Annotated in this window: 13 protein-coding genes; 9 read left to right on the top strand and 4 right to left on the bottom strand. The window is 70.7% G+C overall.

The window, feature by feature from the left end; genetic code table 11:
• Nucleotides 1–677: 677 nt before the first annotated feature.
• Entirely contained in the window at nt 678–1,607 is a 930-nt protein-coding gene (locus ACIA8K_RS35210; protein WP_396067312.1) for a 2-hydroxyacid dehydrogenase, read from the bottom strand.
• Nucleotides 1,608–1,669: 62 nt separating this feature from the next.
• Between ACIA8K_RS35210 and ACIA8K_RS35205 the strand changes: the two genes are divergently transcribed.
• Together ACIA8K_RS35205 and ACIA8K_RS35200 are read left to right on the top strand one after the other, a co-directional pair.
• Nucleotides 1,670–2,890, top strand: a complete 1,221-nt coding sequence (locus ACIA8K_RS35205) for a PQQ-dependent sugar dehydrogenase (protein ID WP_396067328.1) — start codon at nt 1,670–1,672, stop codon at nt 2,888–2,890.
• Nucleotides 2,891–2,983: 93 nt separating this feature from the next.
• Entirely contained in the window at nt 2,984–4,642 is a 1,659-nt protein-coding gene (locus ACIA8K_RS35200) for a metallophosphoesterase (RefSeq protein WP_396067310.1), read from the top strand.
• Here the strand turns inward: ACIA8K_RS35200 and ACIA8K_RS35195 are convergent.
• A complete protein-coding gene (locus tag ACIA8K_RS35195; protein ID WP_396067307.1) occupies nt 4,632–5,849 on the bottom strand; it encodes a hypothetical protein in 1,218 nt (405 codons plus the stop codon). The genes ACIA8K_RS35200 and ACIA8K_RS35195 overlap by 11 nt on opposite strands.
• A gap of 4 nt (nt 5,850–5,853) precedes the next feature.
• A complete protein-coding gene (locus ACIA8K_RS35190; protein ID WP_396067305.1) occupies nt 5,854–6,909 on the bottom strand; it encodes a LacI family DNA-binding transcriptional regulator in 1,056 nt (351 codons plus the stop codon).
• A gap of 167 nt (nt 6,910–7,076) precedes the next feature.
• On the opposite strand from ACIA8K_RS35190, the gene ACIA8K_RS35185 reads away from it, so the two are divergent.
• The 6 genes from ACIA8K_RS35185 to ACIA8K_RS35160 all read left to right on the top strand — a co-directional run bounded on the left by ACIA8K_RS35185 (nt 7,077) and on the right by ACIA8K_RS35160 (nt 14,607).
• Complete coding sequence (locus ACIA8K_RS35185; RefSeq protein ID WP_396067303.1) at nt 7,077–8,342, top strand: extracellular solute-binding protein; 1,266 nt, start codon at nt 7,077–7,079, stop codon at nt 8,340–8,342.
• A 46-nt stretch (nt 8,343–8,388) separates the two neighbouring features.
• On the top strand, nt 8,389–9,336 hold the full coding sequence (locus ACIA8K_RS35180; RefSeq protein ID WP_396067300.1) for a carbohydrate ABC transporter permease: 948 nt from the start codon (nt 8,389–8,391) through the stop codon (nt 9,334–9,336).
• The gene (locus ACIA8K_RS35175; protein ID WP_396067298.1) at nt 9,336–10,211 is read left to right on the top strand and encodes a carbohydrate ABC transporter permease; all 876 of its coding nucleotides are present in this window, start codon (nt 9,336–9,338) and stop codon (nt 10,209–10,211) included. The genes ACIA8K_RS35180 and ACIA8K_RS35175 overlap by 1 nt, the downstream gene beginning before the upstream one ends.
• Nucleotides 10,212–10,216: 5 nt before the next feature.
• On the top strand, nt 10,217–12,637 hold the full coding sequence (locus ACIA8K_RS35170; protein ID WP_396067296.1) for a glycoside hydrolase family 2 protein: 2,421 nt from the start codon (nt 10,217–10,219) through the stop codon (nt 12,635–12,637).
• Nucleotides 12,634–13,566, top strand: a complete 933-nt coding sequence (locus ACIA8K_RS35165; RefSeq protein WP_396067293.1) for an ROK family protein — start codon at nt 12,634–12,636, stop codon at nt 13,564–13,566. The genes ACIA8K_RS35170 and ACIA8K_RS35165 overlap by 4 nt, the downstream gene beginning before the upstream one ends.
• Nucleotides 13,567–13,671: 105 nt before the next feature.
• Entirely contained in the window at nt 13,672–14,607 is a 936-nt protein-coding gene (locus ACIA8K_RS35160; RefSeq protein ID WP_396067291.1) for a siderophore-interacting protein, read from the top strand.
• A gap of 55 nt (nt 14,608–14,662) precedes the next feature.
• Here ACIA8K_RS35160 and ACIA8K_RS35155 read toward each other — a convergent pair whose 3' ends face one another.
• The gene (locus ACIA8K_RS35155; protein ID WP_396067288.1) at nt 14,663–15,430 is read right to left on the bottom strand and encodes an SDR family NAD(P)-dependent oxidoreductase; all 768 of its coding nucleotides are present in this window, start codon (nt 15,428–15,430) and stop codon (nt 14,663–14,665) included.
• 86 nt (nt 15,431–15,516) lie between these two features.
• Here ACIA8K_RS35155 and ACIA8K_RS35150 point away from each other — a divergent pair, with 86 nt between their 5' ends.
• Nucleotides 15,517–16,113, top strand: a complete 597-nt coding sequence (locus ACIA8K_RS35150; protein ID WP_396067286.1) for a TetR/AcrR family transcriptional regulator — start codon at nt 15,517–15,519, stop codon at nt 16,111–16,113.
• Nucleotides 16,114–16,742 lie beyond the last annotated feature (629 nt).

The following is a 16,742-nucleotide window of genomic DNA, read 5'->3' as shown; positions in this document are numbered from 1 at the left end:
TGGTCGATTTGAGAAGGATCCGCGATGACCGCGTCTTTGTCTCCCGAACCACCCCAAAGTGGGCGATTCGTACACCACCTCCGTGGACGTGACCCTGAGGTTTCGCGGTCGGGGTGTGAGTCGGGCACTCCGCGCCCGAAATTTCGGTATATAGAACCCCCTGACGCGCCCTTACCCTGACCGCGAAAGTTCAGTAAGCGGCGGCTGGTCAGGGCGGCTGCGGTCTCGGCGGTTGCAAGGGCCGGCACCGAAGCCGGGAGCTGCCGAAGGATCAGTCGATCTTGGCTCTTGCGTGTCGCCGCGCCAGGGTCACGGCAGCTCGGGCGCTCCGCGCTGAGAGGGAGTTCGTTGGTCGGGATCTCGCGTCCATCTGGCGGGATGCAAGATCCTTGCGGCTCTGGTGGCCCTTATGGCGCTGGGATAAGGGCCACCAGAGCCGCAAGGATCTTGACGTGGGCCTTCCTGCGCCTTCGGCGTCAGGAGGAACGCGGAGGGAGGCACCCAGATGGCGAAATGTCGGGCGCGCAGTGCTCGAACCTGGACGTTGGCCGCGGATCCTTCCCCGAGAGGAGGGAATAGGCCGATCGCAACCCGACGGGCCCGCGAGTAAGAGGGAGAGCAAGCCCCGGAATGCGATCTCCGCCACCGAGTGATCGAGAGCTGGTGGGCTGCGGGGCCTAATAGCCCTCGGACACGATGTTGATCAAGGGTTGGCCGGCGGCGTGGCGGCGGAGTTGGGCGCCGGCCAGGGCGTAGGCGCGGCGGTGGTGGCCGTGGACGGAGCCGGCCACGTGGGGTGTGAGCAGGACGTTCGGCAGGGTCCAGAGGGGGTGGTCGGCCGGGAGGGGCTCGGGGTCGGTGACGTCGAGTGCGGCGGCCAGGCGGCCGGAGCGTACTTCGGCGAGGAGCGCGGGCGTGTCGACGACCGGGCCGCGGGCCGCGTTGACGAGGAGCGCGCCGTCTGGCATCGCGGCCAGGAATGCGGCGTCCGCGAGGTGCCGGGTGGCGTCGGTCTGCGGCACGATCAGGACCACGATGTCGGCGTCAGGGAGCAGGGACGGCAGTTCGGAGACCGGGTGGACGTCCTCGTCGGGGCGGGCGCGGCGGGCCACGAGCGTGACCGACACCTCGAACGGGAGCAGGCGGGCGGTGAGCGCGGCGCCGATCGAGCCGGCGCCCACGATGAGCACGCGCTTGCCGGCCAACTCGTCCGTGGGCGTGTGGGCGGCGTAGGCCCACTCGCGGCGGGCCTGGGCGCGCGCGAACGCGGGGAACTGCCGGAGGTGTCCGAGGATCGCGGCCATCGCCCACTCGGCGGTGGACGAGTCGTGCACGCCGCGGGCGTCGCAGAGTGTCACACCGTCCGCGAGTTGATCGACCCAGACCTCGGCGCCGGCGGAGAGCAGCTGCACGACCTCCAGGCGGGGGAACCGGGCCGCGGCCGAGGCCACGCCGGAGCGGGCCAGGAACGGTGGCACCCAGAACCGGACGTCGTCCGGCGCGGACGGCGGCGGGGCGTCGGCGGAGGCGAACACCTCCACCGTCGTGTCCGGCGGCAGCGCGCCCATCAGCTCGACCCCGTGCGCATGCGGAACCCATACCTTCACAGTGAAGACCCTATCGAGCGGCCCGAGAACCTTCAGGGAGCGTGGTTACTCTGGATCGCGTGATCTCAGCCCGCCGGCAACCGGCCACCCGCGCACTGCTCGCCGCGGCGGCGGTGTTTCCGCTGCTCGCGGCCTGTTCGTTCGGGCCGCCGAGCGAGGAGCAGGCGGGTTCGCCGCCACGTTTCCCGACGCCCAGCGCCAGCGCGACGACCGGCGGTGGCGGCAGCAGCGGCAACGAGGCGGTGACCGTGCTGGCCTCCGGGCTGGACGTGCCGTGGGGCCTGGCGTTCCTGCCGGACGGTGGCGCGCTTGTGACCGAGCGGAATTCCGGCCTGATCCTCAAGGTGGGCCCGGAGTCGGACCGGACCGGCATGCGCGTGCGCACGCTCGTGGACCTCAGTGCCGCGGTCTCGCCGGGCGGCGAGGGCGGGCTGCTCGGCATCGCGGTGTCGCCGGAGTTCGAGGCGAACCGGGCGGTCTTCGTCTACTACACGACGGCGGACGACAACCGGATCGGCACGTTCACGCTTGACGAGACGGCGTCCCCGACCCCGGCGCCGAGCCCGTCCGGGGCACCGGAGGTGACGCCGCGGCCGATCGTGACCGGCATCCCGCGGGCCGGCAACCACAACGGCGGGCGGCTCGCGTTCGGGCCGGACGGGTTCCTCTACGCCACCACCGGCGACGGCTCGGACGGCGGGGTCGCGCAGGACCCGAAGAGCCTCGGCGGCAAGATCCTGCGGATGACGGCGGACGGCAGACCGGCCGCGGGCAACCCGGACCCGGCCACGCTTGTCCTGTCGCTCGGCCACCGTAACGTGCAGGGCCTGACCTGGGACACGTCCAAGCGGATGTACGCGACGGAGTTCGGCCAGGACACGTTCGACGAGATCAACGTGATCGAGCCAGGTAAGAACTACGGCTGGCCGGCCGTGGAGGGCACGCCGCCCACGCCTGATGCGAAGTACACGGATCCGCTGGTCACCTGGCCGACCGACGAGGCGTCCTGCTCCGGGCTGGCGATGATCGAGCGGCTGCTTGTCGCGGCCTGCCTGAAGGGCGAGCGGCTCTGGCTTGTGGAGACGACCGAGCAGGGCACCGTCTTCGGGCGCCCGTCCGAGTCGCTGAAGGGTGACTTCGGGCGGCTCCGCACCGTGGTCGCGGCGCCGGACGGGTCGCTCTGGGTCACCACGTCGAACACGGACGGCCGGGGCAAGCCGGGCCCGGAGGACGACCGGATCCTCCGGATCGTGTTCCCCGGTGGTGGCGCCGGAAAGAGCTGACCCGGAAAGAGCTGACCCGGGCAGAGCTGACCCGTAAAGAGATCCACATCCAGGTTTCACCCCCGGCCGTTGCGGGCAGGCGAGAATTTGCAGATGGACGGTAAGGAAAATCAGCCCGAGACCGCCGCCGGGAGCACCACACCGGCGGCGCGTTCACGTGTGCGGTCCGCCGTGCGGGTGGTGCGGCGTCCCTTCACCCGGACCCGTGCCCGGCGCGCCGGCGGCATGCTCGCGGTGCTCGGCGTGGCGGTCGCGGGCGTCGCGCTCGGCCTGATGCTGGCCGGGCACGTGGACGCGGACATCGGCCCGTTCCGCGCGAAGCTGTCCGTCGGCCCGTCACTCACCGGCGAGACCAAGGTCGACATCCCACCGCTCGGCTCGCTCGTGCTCGACTCGCACAACGGCCCGGCGCGGCTCACGGTCGAGCTGGGCGAGCTGGACCAGCGCCGTACCGAGGCGCTCATCGACGACCCGACCGGGATCACCCGTGCCACCCAGTCGGTCGTCGGCGACATCCAGCGCGGCCTGATGCGCCTGGGCTTCCGGGCCGCCGCGGTCTCCATGCTGTCCGCGATGATCCTGGCCTGGCTGATCTACCGCCGGGCCGGCCGGGTCGCCGCCGCGGGACTTACCGCGCTTGTCATCGTGCTCGGGTCGCTCGGCATCGGCGCGCTCACCATCCGCCCGCAGTCGATCGAGGAGCCCCGGTACGAGGGCCTGCTCGTCAACGCGCCCGCGCTTGTCGGCGACGTGCAGAAGATCGCCAGCGACTACAACAAGTACGCGGAGCAACTGCAGCGGCTGGTCGGCAACGTCAGCCGGATCTACGCGACCGTGTCGACGTTGCCGACGTACGAGCCGCAGGAGGGCACCACCCGGATCCTGCACGTGTCCGACCTGCACCTGAACCCGGCGGCCTGGTCGGTGATCCGCACGATCGTGGAGCAGTACCGCATCGACGCGGTGATCGACACCGGTGACATCACCGACTGGGGAAGCGAGCCGGAGGCGTCCTATGTCGCCTCGATCGGCCTGCTCGACGTGCCGTACGTCTACATCCGCGGCAACCACGACTCCACGCCGACCCAGCGGGCCGTGGCCGGTCAGCCGAACGCGGTGGTCCTCGACAACCAGGTCACCGAGGTGGCCGGCCTGACCGTGGCGGGCATCGGCGACCCCCGGTTCACGCCGGACAAGGAGACGTCGGTCAAGGGCACCACCGAGGAGGAGCAGGCCCGCCTCGCCGCGACCGGCGCCCGCCTGGCCACCACGATCGTGGATGCGGGGAAGCCGGTCCAGATCGCCCTGGTCCACGACCCGAAGATGGCCGGGCCGCTGGCCGGTGACGTTCCGCTGGTGCTGGCCGGGCACACCCACAACCGTGAGGTGCGCGATCTGGTGGAGGGCGACCCCTCGACGCTGCTGATGACGGAGGGGTCGAGCGGCGGCGCGGGGCTGCGCGGCCTGGAGTCGGAGGAGCCGGTGCCGCTGGCGATGTCGGTGCTCTACTTCGACGAGACCAAGAAGCTGCAGGCGTACGACGACATCCGGGTCGGCGGCACCGGGCAGTCCCAGGTCACGCTCGAGCGTAGGCTTGTCGGCGACACGGTGGCCCCGATGCTGACCCCGGCCCCGGAAAGCGTCCCGTCCCTGGAAGGCATCCAGTCCCCGGAGAGCAGCGCCGCCCCGTCCCCGGAGAGCGCCGCCGCCCCGTCCCCGGAGAGCGGCGCCGCCCCGACTCCTAGCGGCTGACCTGGTCGTCCGGGGGAGCGGCGATGGTCACCGGCCCGACGGCACCGCGCGGGACCATCTGGAGCACGACCCCCTGCGAGTTGCCGACGCCGGTCAGCTCGACCCCGGTCAGCACCCCGCCCGCCGCGAGCGTGACCGTGAGCGTGTACTCCGGCGTGTCCACGCCGATCGCTGTGGCAAGCGACCGGATCGCCGCGGTGAGCCGCTCGCCCGGCGCCAGCCCGCGGCTGGGCAGCGTGTACCGGGTCAGGCCGTCTCCGAGCGACTCCGTGGTCACCTCCGCGGACGTGATGTCGAGGTATTCGGCCGGGTCGGTCACCGGAAGCGGAAGCGGCATGTCGTTGCCCTCGGTGCTGCGGTAGCCGGTGGCCGGCCAGCAGAACGTGCCCCGCTCCCGGCCGGTGATCGCGATCCACGGCCGGCCGCCGAACGAGCGCCCGGCCGAGCCGAGGTAGCGGACGTCGCCGGTCTCGACGACAAGCAGCGTGTCGATGGTGCCGAGATCCGCGCCGTCGCGGCCCTGCCCGGTGATCTCGGACCGGGCGTCCCAGGACGGCAGGTCGCCGCCGGTGCTGCGCAGGTCGCCGGTCCAGGTCAACGTCGCCACGGGTACGGGTGCGGGCTGGCCCGCCCGCAGCAGGGACGTACCACGCTGAAAGTAGAAGGCCACCTCGTACGGCCGCTCGCGCAACGTCACGCCCGCGGCCTCGATGCCGTCCAGCGACGGGCGCTCGGACATCACGCCGCCCTCGCTCTCGCCCTCGACCCGTCCGCCGCCCACAGGTGCGGCGGCGGAGGGCACCACGTTCTTGTCGTTGAACAGCACGGCCGCGGCACACAGTCCGAGCAGGATCACCGCGACCAGCGCGACAAGCACGAGGAACACCCGGGGCAGGCCGCCGGTGCCGTGCGAGTGACCGTGCCCGGCGCCGGAGACGGGCGGCGGGGGTCCCACGATCGGGGAGCCGGTGGGCGGGGGTGCCGGAGCGGGTGGCGCGCCGCCGAACCGGGGTGCGATGCGCGGCGGGAACGGGCCACGACGACGCGGCCGGCTCTCCGTCGTGGGCGCGTCGTGTGCTGGCCACCCACCGGCAGCACCGGGGGCGGAGGCACCGGAACCCGGCGAATCCGCAGGCGGAGGAGCGGGGGACGGCGAGGGCTGGGCGCCCTCGGGCGTACCGGGCCCGTCCCAGTTGTGCGAACCCATCGGGTCATCCTAGGGACGTGGGTCCACCGGCGGAACGGGCTCGGCCGATACGTGGTGGAGCGGTGCTTCCGCGCGGCGTCAGATGTGCGGTCTCGTCCTGGAACGCCGTCACGCGCGCGCCCGCCACCGCCTCAAGCAGCAGCCGGGCCGCGTGCGCGCCGTACCCCGGAATGTCCCTGCTCAGCGCGGTCAGCGGCGGGTGGACCAGGCGGCAGAGCGGCGAATCGTCCCAGGCGACCACTGACAGGTCGCCGGGGACGGTCAGCCCCATCTCCTGGGCGACGGACAGCCCGGCGATCGCCATCACGTCGTTGTCGTAGATCACCGCGGTGGGCCGGTGGGTGGAGCTGAGCAGCCGCCGGGTCGCGCGGGCCCCGTCCTCGCCTGTGTAGTCGGACGGCACGGTCACCGTCTCGTGCAGGCCGAGGCGCGCGCGGACCGCAAGGAACGCGTCGGTACGGACCCGCGTGTGCAACAGCTCCGGCAGCCCGCCGACCCGGGCGATCCGGGTGTGGCCGAGCGCGACCAGGTACTCCATCGTCTCGGTGAGCGCGGCTGCCTCGTCGGACCAGACGCCGGCCAGCGCGCCAGTCCGGTCCGGCCCGCCGATGATCACGGCGGGCAGCTGGAGCCGGTCCAGCTCGGCGACGCGCCGGTCGTCCACGCGCAGGTCACAGAGGAGCACGCCGTCCACCCGGCGCTCGCCCCACCAGCGACGGTAGACCGCGAGCTCCGCGTCCGGGTCCGCGACTACCTGAAGCGTGAGCGCGTACGACCGGGCGGACAGCTCGGCCTCGACGCCGCTGATCAGCTCCATGAAGAACGGCTCGACGCCGAGCGTGCGGGCCGGCCTGCAGAGCGCGAGCCCGACCGCGCTCGCGGTGGCACCGGAGAGCGCGCGGGCGGCACTGCTCGGGCTGAACCCGATCTCCTCGGCGATGGCCAGGATCCGCCGCCGGGTGGTCTCGGAGACGCCGGGCTGGCCGTTCAGCGCGTAGGACACCGCGCCCTTGGACACGCCGGCCCGGCGCGCGATGTCCGCGATGGTGGGTCGCTTCACGGGTGCTGAGCTTGCCCGGTTAAGCGATTCCAGTCAATGCCGTGGGCGCTGCACGTATTGACGAGGATCGCTGCGTTCAATACGGTGGCCTCGCTTACCCGTTTCAGTAACCCCCATCGATATATGCCCGATCGATCGGAGGCACAGTGATGCACAGACGCACAGTGATGAACAGAAAGACGCTCGCGACAGCGGCCGTGGCGGTGCTCCTTGCCACCGGCTGCACCACCACCGGCACCGCCGAGGCCCCGCAGCAGGACGCGGCCGGCCCGGCCGAGCTGCTGTTCTGGAACACCGGCAGCGACGAGCAGGCGGCCGCGCTCCAGGTCGCCGCGGACCGCTACAAGGAGTCGCACCCGAGCGTGACCGTCAAGGTCCAGGCGATCTCCTGGGACGACGGCCATGCGAAGGTGCTGACGGCCGCCACCTCGAAGAGCGGGCCGGACATCATCTCCGGCGGTCTCTCCTGGGGCATCGAGTTCGGCGAACTCGGCGGCATGATCGACCTGAACAGGTACGACATCGCCGAGGCGAAACAGCAGACCCGCCCCGAGCTGTGGAAGTCGATCACCTCGGCGGACGGCGCGGTCTACGGCATCCCGATGGACATGGTGCTCTACGTCTTCTACTACCGCCCGGACCTGCTGGAGAAGGCGGGCGTGACGACCGCGCCGGCCACCTGGGCGGAGCTGTTCTCGGCCGTGGACAAGCTCAAGGCCGCGGGCGTGGTGACGCCGCTTGTCGAGGAGTGGAGCACGTTCGAGTGGCTGCCCTGGTTCAACTACCTGAAGCAGGCCGGCGGTGCGCTCTACTCGGACGACTGCACCCAGGTCACGATCAACTCGGACCAGGCCGTGCTGGCCACCACGACGTGGGCGGACCAGTACCGGAAGTACGGCGTGCCGAAGACGACTGTGGACGTCGGCTCCGGCCTGGCCAAGGGGGAGTACGCGATGGCGATCGGCGCGTCCTACCTGGCCGGCGGCTTCGACTCCGGGCACCCGGAGCTGAAGGGCAGGTGGCAGACCGCGCCGCTCCCGATCGGACCGGCGGGGGCCGGCTCGTTCGTCGGCGGCAAGATCGTCGGAGCGATGGCGTACACGAAGTTTCCGCAGGCCGCGGCCGACTTCGTGAAGTGGCTGTACACGGACGAGGCGGTGGAGATTTTGCAGCGCGAGGTGTTCACCCGTGGTGGCGAGCTCTACATCTCGCCGCGCCCCGAGCTGCTCGACACGGCCGCGAACGCCAGCGACAACCTCCGGCAGACGCTCAAGACCACGCTGAACACGGTCACCGGCCCGCCGAACTGCAAGGGCTGGGAGACGAGCGGCTCCGAGGTGTCCAAGCGGCTGCAGTCCGTGGTGAACGACAACAGGGATCCGAAGGCCGCGCTTGACGAGGCCGCCCAGATCATGCGGGACAACCTGCGCTGAACGGTTCGGGGGCCGTCCGGCGGCCCCCGGACACGGAGAGGACGTCATGACCGCGGTGATCACCAAACCCTCCGTCCCGGCGCGGAACCGGAGGGCACAGCAGGCGGCCCGGTGGCGCCGGGCCGTACCCGGATATCTGATGCTTGTGCCGTTTGTGGTTCTTTTTGCCGGGTTTTTGATCTGGCCGTTGCTCAACGCGCTCTACTTCGCGTTCACCGACTTCAACGGCGTGAAGCCGCCGAGCTGGGTCGGCGGTGAGAACTTCCGGCGGCTCTGGTTCGAGGACACCCGGTTCCGGAAGGCGCTCGTCAACTCGCTGATCTACGTGGCGTGCGCGGTGACGCTCTCCACGGCCGCGTCGCTTGCGCTTGCGCTCGCGTTCCGCGGCACGTCGTGGCGGGACCGGGTGCTGCGCACGATCTTCTTCCTGCCGTCCGTCACGTCGACGATCGCGGTGATGCTGATCTGGCGGTGGATCTTCTCCGGTGAGCGGTTCGGGCTGGCCAACACGGTGCTGTCCTGGTTCGGCGCGGAGCCGGTGTCCTGGCTGTCCACGCCGCGCTGGACCATCCCGCTGCTCGTGCTGATGGCGGTCTGGGGCGGCTGCGGGTACGGCATGGTCATCTTCGTGTCCGGCCTGAACGCGATCCCGGACGAGTTCTACGAGGCCGCCCGGCTGGACGGCGCGAGTCCCTGGCAGCAGTTCCGGTACATCACGCTGCCACAGCTCGGCCCGGTCACCACCTACGTCGTGATCACCGGGCTGATCGGCGCGTTCCAGGTGTTCGAGGCGGTCTACATCGTGTTCCGCGCGGTGAGCAGCGTCGGCGGCGTGCAGGACAGCGCGCTGATGCTTGTGCCGTACCTGTACGACATGGGGTTCACCCGGTTCCAGCTGGGCTACGCGTCCGCGATCGCCTGGACGCTGTTCTTGATCATCTTCGTGATCAGCATGATCCAGCTGCGGGTCACGCGTGCGGTGAGGGAGCTGTGATGATCAGGCTGTTGCGCATTCCGCTCTATCTCGCCGCGATCACCATGCTGGCGCCGTTCTACTGGATGGTCACGGCCGCGTTCAAACCGGTGCCGGAGCTGACGAAGAACCCGCCCAGTTTCGTGCCCGGCGATCCCACGCTCGATGCGTTCTACCAGCCCGACTATGACCCCGCGGTGCGCAAGGACGAGCTGGTGCCCGGCCTGTTCCAGCGCTGGGACGACGTACCCGGGGGATTTCTGCGTTTCATCGGCAACAGCCTGTTCATCGCGGCCGCGGTCACGCTGCTGGCGCTGCTGATCGCCGCGCTCGCCGCCTACGCCCTTACCAAGATGGACCTGCCCGGCCGCCGGGTGATCTTCGTGGTGGTGGTCGCGTCGATGATGATCCCCTGGCAGGTCACGCTGGTGCCGAACTACCTGATCGTGCGCAACCTGGAGTGGCTCAACACCTACCAGGGCTACATCGTCCCGGCGCTTGCCAAGGCGTTCGTGGTGTTCTTCCTGGTCCAGTACATGCGCTCGATTCCGGACGACCTGATCCACGCGGCGCGGGTGGACGGCGCTGGCGAGTGGCGGATCTGGTGGCGGGTGGTGATGCCGCTGATGCGCCCGGCGCTTGCCGCGATGGCGATCTTCGTGGTGCTCGCGGAGTGGAACAACTTCCTCTGGCCGCTGATCATCGTGCAGGACGACACGATGGCGAACGTGCCTGTCGCGCTCTCCCGGCTGAACGCGTCCAACGCCTTCAATCCGCAGAGCATGGGCGTGATCATGGCAGCATCTCTGTTGACGTCGCTGCCGACGGTGATCTTCTTCCTGGCGTTCCAGAAGCACTTCACCCGGGGCATCGCACTCTCCGGCATCAAGGGATGACACGCATGGGCTTGTACCGCGCACTTCACGACGGCTGGACTGTCACGCACCAGGGCCGTCCCGTTCCCGCCGAGGTTCCCGGCTGTGTCCACACGGACCTGCTCGCCGCCGGGCTGATCGACGACCCGTACCTGGACGACAACGAGCTGGGCCAGGAGTGGATCGGCCGCACCGACTGGGTCTACGAGACCACGTTCGACTGGTCGCCGTCCGAGCTGCCCCGCACCGACCTGGTCTGCGACGGCCTGGACACCGTCGCCACGCTCACGCTCAACGGCGCCGAGCTGGGCCGGACCGCGAACATGCACCGTGGCTACCGGTTCGACGCCGGCAGGCATCTGACCGAGGGCGCCAACACGCTGCAGATCTCGTTCACGTCCGCGAAGAACCACGCGGAGCAGGAGCGCGACCGGCTCGGCGACCGGCCTAACGCGTACCCGGAGCCTTTCAACTTCATCCGCAAGATGGCCTGCAGCTTCGGCTGGGACTGGGGACCCACGCTGATCACCGCCGGCATCTGGCGCCCGATCGGCCTGCACACCTGGGGCGCGGGCCGGCTCGCGAGCGTGCGCCCGCTCGTCACCGTCACCCCCGGCGGCGACGGCCGGATCGAGCTGCACATCGAGGTGGAGCGCGCGAGCGCCGACCCGCTTGTGCTCACCGCCTCGGTCGCCGGCGTGCGCGTCGCACAGACCCTCAACCCCGACGAGGGTACGGCCGTGCTCACGCTCGACGTGCCCCAACCGGCGCTCTGGTGGCCGCACAGCCTCGGTGACCAGCCGCTGCACCCGGTCGACGTGGCGCTGACGACGGCCGGCGGCACCTCGCTCGACGAGTGGCACCGCCGCGTCGGCTTCCGCGACGCCCGCCTGGACACCACAGACAACGCGTTCACCCTGGTCGTCAACGACGTGCCGGTCTTCGCGCGCGGCGTCAACTGGATCCCGGACGACGCGCTCGTCACCCGGATCACCCGCGCGCGGCTCGCCACCCGCCTGCGGGAAGCGGCCGAGGCCAACATCGACACGATCCGGGTCTGGGGCGGCGGGCTCTACGAGTCCGACGACTTCTACGAACTCTGCGACGAGCTCGGCCTGCTCGTGCTCCAGGACTTCCCGTTCGCCTGCGCCGCCTACCCGGAGGAGGCGCCGCACGCGGCCGAGGTCGAGGCGGAGGCCCGGGAGAACGTGGTGCGGCTGGCGTCGCACCCCAGCCTGATCGCCTGGACCGGCAATAACGAGAACATCTGGGGCTGGCACGACTGGGACTGGCAGCCCGCGCTCGGCGACCGCACCTGGGGCGCCGGCTACTACTTCGGCCTGCTGCCCGGCATCGTCGCCGAACTGGACCCGACCCGGCCGTACTGGCCGGGCAGCCCCTGGTCCGGCAGCCACGACGTGCACCCGAACGAGCCGTCCCGCGGCACCACGCACATCTGGGACGTGTGGAACCAGGTCGACTACACGCACTACCGCTCCTATGCGCCGCGGTTCGTGGCCGAGTTCGGGTTCCAGGCGCCGCCCGCGTTCGCCACGCTCCGGCGCGCGATCAGCGACGAGCCGCTCACCCCGGACTCGCCCGGGATCGCGCACCACCAGAAGGCGGGCGACGGCAACCTCAAGCTGCGCCGCGGCCTCGACGCGCATCTGCCGGCACCCGGCGACTTCGACGACTGGCACTTCCTCACCCAGGTCAACCAGGCGCGGGCGATCGCGCTCGGCGTGGAGCACTTCCGGTCGCTGCGGCCGTACTGCATGGGCACGGTGGTCTGGCAGCTCAACGACTGCTGGCCGGTCACGTCCTGGGCCGCGATCGACGGCGACGGGCGCCGCAAGCCGCTCTGGCACGCGCTAAAGCACAGTTACGCGGATCGGCTGCTCACGATCCAGCCGCGCGACGGCGTACCCACGCTGATCGTGGTCAATGACGGCCCGACGCCGTGGAGCGGCCCGGTCTCGCTCGGCCGGCGCGCGCTCACCGGCGAACACCTGGCCTCCGCCGCCGCGTCCTTCGACGTGCCACCCCGCTCGGCCGCCTCCGTACCGCTGCCCGCCGAGGTCGTCACGCCCGGCGACGCGGCCGCCGAGCTGCTTGTGGCGTCCGCCGACGGCGCCTCCCGCGCCCTCTGGTTCTTCGCCGAGGACAAAGACATCACATACCCCATCCCTGGGTACGACTCGGAGGTAACCGAGACGGAGTACGGCTACGACGTGACAGTCACCGCGCGCACCGTGCTCCGCGATCTCACGATCTTCCCCGACCGCCTCGATCCCGGCGCTTCGGTGGACTCGGCCCTGGTTACGCTCCTACCCGGAGAGATCACCACGTTCCAGGTGCGCACGGACTCCCCGCTCGACGCCGCACGGCTGACCGCGAGGCCGGTGCTGCGCTGCGTGAACGACGTCCGGGAGGCTTACGCACCATGACCGTTTCCGCGCCGGGCCCGGTGCTCGCGATCGACGTCGGCGGCACGAAACTCGCCGCGGCGGTTGTCGAACCCGACGGCACCATCCGCGACCGCGCGGTCGTGCCCACCCCGGCCTCCGACGACCCGGAGAAGGTAGGCGGCGCACTTGTCGCGCTCGCCCACCAGGTCGCCGCCGCCGGGACCGCATCGTCGCTGCTCGGGATCGGCGTCGGCTCGGCCGGGCCGCTGGATCCGTACGCGGGCACGGTCAGCCCGGTCAACATCGTCGCCTGGCGCGGCTATCCGATCCTGGACGCGCTCCGTGACGTGCTGCCCGGCCGTCCCGCGCACCTGGGCGGCGACGGGCAGTGCATGGCGCTCGGCGAGTACCGGTGGGGCGGCTACACGTCCGCCGCGTTCCTCGGCATCGTCGTGTCCACAGGCGTCGGCGGCGGCCTGGTGCTTGACGGGCGCGTCTACCAGGGCCCGACCGGGAACGCCGGGCACATCGGGCACATCCCGGTCTCGCTCGACGGCCCGGACTGCCCGTGTGGCGGGCGCGGGTGTGTGGAGGTGCTCGGCAGCGGCACGTCGATCGTGAAGTGGGCGCTCGCCAACGGATGGCAGACCGCGCAGCCGACGATCGACGCGGTTGCGCTTGCGGCCGACGCGCGGGCGGGGGACGCGGTGGCGTTCGAGGCGTTCCAGCGGTCCGGGCGTGCGGTCGGTGCCGGGATCGTGGCCACCGCCGGATTGTTCGACCTGGACGACGTGGTGATCGGCGGCGGCGTGGCGAACGTGGGCGACCTGCTCTTCGACCCGATCCGCGCCGCGATCGCGTCACTGGCCGGGCTTGCCTACATCACGCGGGTGCGGGTGCACCGGAGCACGCTCGGCGGGGACGCGGGACTGCTCGGCGCGGCCGCGCTCGCCATGTCCCACCTGTAGCCCCTCCGTCCACCGGTGACGTTGCCCACCGGTGAGCGGGGCTTTCGCGGATTGTTCCTCCTGGGTTAGGTTAGCCAAGCCTTAGCGCCAGACCCGGGAGGACCTGTGACCCAGACCGTTGACCGAACGACGACACCGTTCCGGTTCTTCACGGCCGAAGTGCGTCGCGTCGAACGGCTGAGCCCCAGCTTCCTGCGGGTCACGTTCACCGCCGACGACCTCGACCGTTTCGCGGACAACGGCTACGACCAGCGCATCAAGCTGATCACGCCGCTGCCCGGCACCGGTTTCGCGGACCTGCCCACCGGCCCTGACTGGTACTCGGACTGGCGCGCCCTCCCCGAGGAGCGCCGTAACCCCTTCCGGACCTACACGGTACGGGCGGTGCGTCCCCTGCTGCGCGAGGTCGACGTGGACATGGTGCTGCACGGCGATCACGGTCCGGCGTCCCGGTGGGCGCTCTCCGCCCGGCCGGGCTCGGTGGCGGTGCTGCTCGGGCCGAACGCGGACTTCACCGGCAAATCCGGCGGCATCGACTTCCACCCCCCGGCGCACACCGACTGCCTCCTGCTCGGCGGCGACGAGACCGCAGCCCCCGCGATCACCGCGATCCTGGCGAAGCTCCCGGCCGACGCCCGCGGCGAGGCGCTGATCGAGGTGCCGGTGTCAGGCGACGAATTCCCGGTCGAGGCACCGCCTGGAGTGCGGGTGTCCTGGCTTCCCCGCGACGGAGCCGTTCACGGCACCTACCTGATCCCCGCCGTGGAGGCGGCGACGGCGCGCATCCTGGGCTCCGCCGCCCACCCCACGCCGCCCGCTGACCTCGAAGACGTGGACGTCGACCACGGAATCCTGTGGGAGGTCCCGGTCGACGCCTCCGGAGAGCCCTTGACCGACGCCAGCCGGCTGTACGCCTGGCTGGCCGGAGAAGCCGGAGCGATCAAGACGCTGCGCCGGCACCTGGTGACGACGTGCGGGGTCGATCGGCGCGCGGTCGCCTTCATGGGTTACTGGCGTCTGGGCCGCGCCGAAGGCAGCTGAGCACCGCTCGGTCCGCACTGTCCGGCCTCCACCCCGCTACGCCTGAGGAAAAGGCCTACCGGACCGCGGCCGGGAACACCTGGACCTCGCCGCCGTCGGCGAACAGTTCACTGCCGGTCATGAAGCTGGATCGGTCGCTTGCGAGGAACAGCGCCGCCTGCGCGATCTCGGCGGGGTCGGCGACCCGGCCCAGGGCCGTGGTGGCGGCCATCTGCGCTACGAGGCCGGCGACCAGCGTCTGGTCGTCGCCGGCGATGCCGCGCAGTCCGGGAGTGTCGGTCGGGCCAGGGACCAGGACGTTGACCCGGATGCGGCGGGGGGCCAGTTCGGCGGCCCAGACCCGGGCGTACTGCCGGATCGCCGCCTTGGAGGCCGAGTAGGTGCCGAATCCGGGGTTTCCGCGGCTTGCCGAGGAGGAGCCGGTCACCACGATCGAGGCTCCGTCCGGCATGAGCGGCAGCATCTTCTGCACCGTGAACACGGTTCCGCGGACGTTGATGCCGAAGATGTAGTCGAAGCTCTCCGGCGGCAACACGGCGATCGGGGCGAGCATGTCGCCGCCGCCCGCGTTCGCGAACAGCACGTCCAGCCGTCCGGTGCTGTCCGCGATGCGGGCCGCGATCGTGTCGAGATCATTCAGGTCGGCGATATCCGCGCGGATCGCGGTGGCGCCGATCGCCTCGGCGGCCGCGTCGAGCTCGGCCTGCCGGCGGCCGGTGATGAAGACCCTGGCCCCTTCGGCCGCGAAGAGGGTGGCCGCCGCCAGGCCGATGCCGGACGTGCCGCCGGTCACCAGAGCCACCTTGCCGTCGAGTTCAGTCATGAGTCGTCGCTCCCTGCAGTTATGGACCGTGCGGTCAAATACAACCACATGTTGACCGCACGGTCCAGAAAAAATATCGTTGTCACATGGCCCGGCCCCGGAAGTTCGACGAGCAACAGGTGCTGCACTCCGCGACCGAGACGTTCTGGACCTCCGGCTTCGCGGCGACGTCACTTGACGACCTCATGCAGGCAACGAACCTTGGCAAAGGCAGCCTCTACGGCGCCTTCGGCGACAAGCAGGCGTTGTTCCAGCGGGTCCTGGACGGCTATTGCGCGAACGTCACCGCGCGTCTGAGCGAGCACCTGAGCGGCCCGGACTCGTCGGCCGCCACCCGCCTGCGAGCCCTGTTCGACGCGGCGGTCGCCGCCGGCGCTCCACCTGGCCCGCATCGCGCCTGCCTCCTCGCGAAGGCCACCGCCGAACTGGCCGCGACCAACACCGAGGTCGCCCTCCGCGCACGGCAGACGTTCACCACCCTCGCCGCCCTCCTGCAGGCCGAGGTAACGAGTGCCCAGGCCGCCGGCGACATCCCCGCCGACCGCGATCCCCAGCGCACCGCCCACCATCTCCTCGCAGTTCTCCGCGGCATCGAAGCCCTGACCGAGGCCGGCATGGACGAGTCCGTCCTACGCGACGCCGCCGACACCGCCCTCACCACAGCCGGCCTCAACACCCCCTGACCGCCCCCGTTCCCGCACCCTGCAAAGTCGCGTGACGCAACCGCACCTGCGCCGTAGCCACAAACAGCACTCTGACCTGCTCCAGACACGATCCGGTTGTGGGTGGCCGCGGCCAAGAACAAATCCCGGGCAGACGGTAGAGGCGCGGGAATCGGTGGATCGGGCGCGGGCCGCGAGACTGGGGAGTGGTTATCCAGCCCACAAAACCACTCCCCAGTACATTCGACGGACGACCATTCGTTCCCGCAAGATCGATCAATCCGACACACCCTATTCAACCGTCGCAGAGCGTTACCAGATGACTTGCGTCCCGCACCTCGGCAGATGACCCACCGAACGTTCCAGCCTTTCCACGCAGGTCTGAAATCGCCCCCGCTAATCCCTCTACCACGACGTGACGCAACCGCACCTGCGACGGGGCCACGAGCAGCATCCTTACTCTCGGCTCAAAACACCCCGACCGCGCTCCCGTATAACCACTGCGTGGCGGCTACACCAAGCCCCAAAAGCAGACTGCCGCCGCCCACTAAACGCGCCCACCGAGGGTGTCGGGGGGGGGGGGCGGGGGGCGGGGTGAATGCGGTGCCCCCCCCCGCTGGGGGCCCGCCCCCCCCCCCCCCCCCCCCCCA

The organism is Catenuloplanes sp. NPDC051500 (assembly GCF_044454585.1).
In the GTDB taxonomy this organism is placed as follows: Bacteria; Actinomycetota; Actinomycetes; order Mycobacteriales; family Micromonosporaceae; genus Catenuloplanes.
The sequence above is the reverse complement of the archived record's forward strand: the minus strand, read 5'-3'. Positions and strand labels throughout refer to the sequence as shown.

Excerpts from the sequence above, each read along its gene's own strand:
- ACIA8K_RS35165 (WP_396067293.1), top strand. The coding sequence starts at position 12,634 with ATGACCGTTTCCGCGCCGGGCCCGGTGCTCGCGATCGACGTCGGCGGC.
- ACIA8K_RS35155 (WP_396067288.1), bottom strand. The coding sequence starts at position 15,430 with ATGACTGAACTCGACGGCAAGGTGGCTCTGGTGACCGGCGGCACGTCC.
- ACIA8K_RS35175 (WP_396067298.1), top strand. The coding sequence starts at position 9,336 with ATGATCAGGCTGTTGCGCATTCCGCTCTATCTCGCCGCGATCACCATG.
- ACIA8K_RS35195 (WP_396067307.1), bottom strand. The coding sequence starts at position 5,849 with ATGGGTTCGCACAACTGGGACGGGCCCGGTACGCCCGAGGGCGCCCAG.
- ACIA8K_RS35170 (WP_396067296.1), top strand. The coding sequence starts at position 10,217 with ATGGGCTTGTACCGCGCACTTCACGACGGCTGGACTGTCACGCACCAG.
- ACIA8K_RS35150 (WP_396067286.1), top strand. The coding sequence starts at position 15,517 with ATGGCCCGGCCCCGGAAGTTCGACGAGCAACAGGTGCTGCACTCCGCG.
- ACIA8K_RS35180 (WP_396067300.1), top strand. The coding sequence starts at position 8,389 with ATGACCGCGGTGATCACCAAACCCTCCGTCCCGGCGCGGAACCGGAGG.
- ACIA8K_RS35185 (WP_396067303.1), top strand. The coding sequence starts at position 7,077 with ATGAACAGAAAGACGCTCGCGACAGCGGCCGTGGCGGTGCTCCTTGCC.
- ACIA8K_RS35200 (WP_396067310.1), top strand. The coding sequence starts at position 2,984 with ATGGACGGTAAGGAAAATCAGCCCGAGACCGCCGCCGGGAGCACCACA.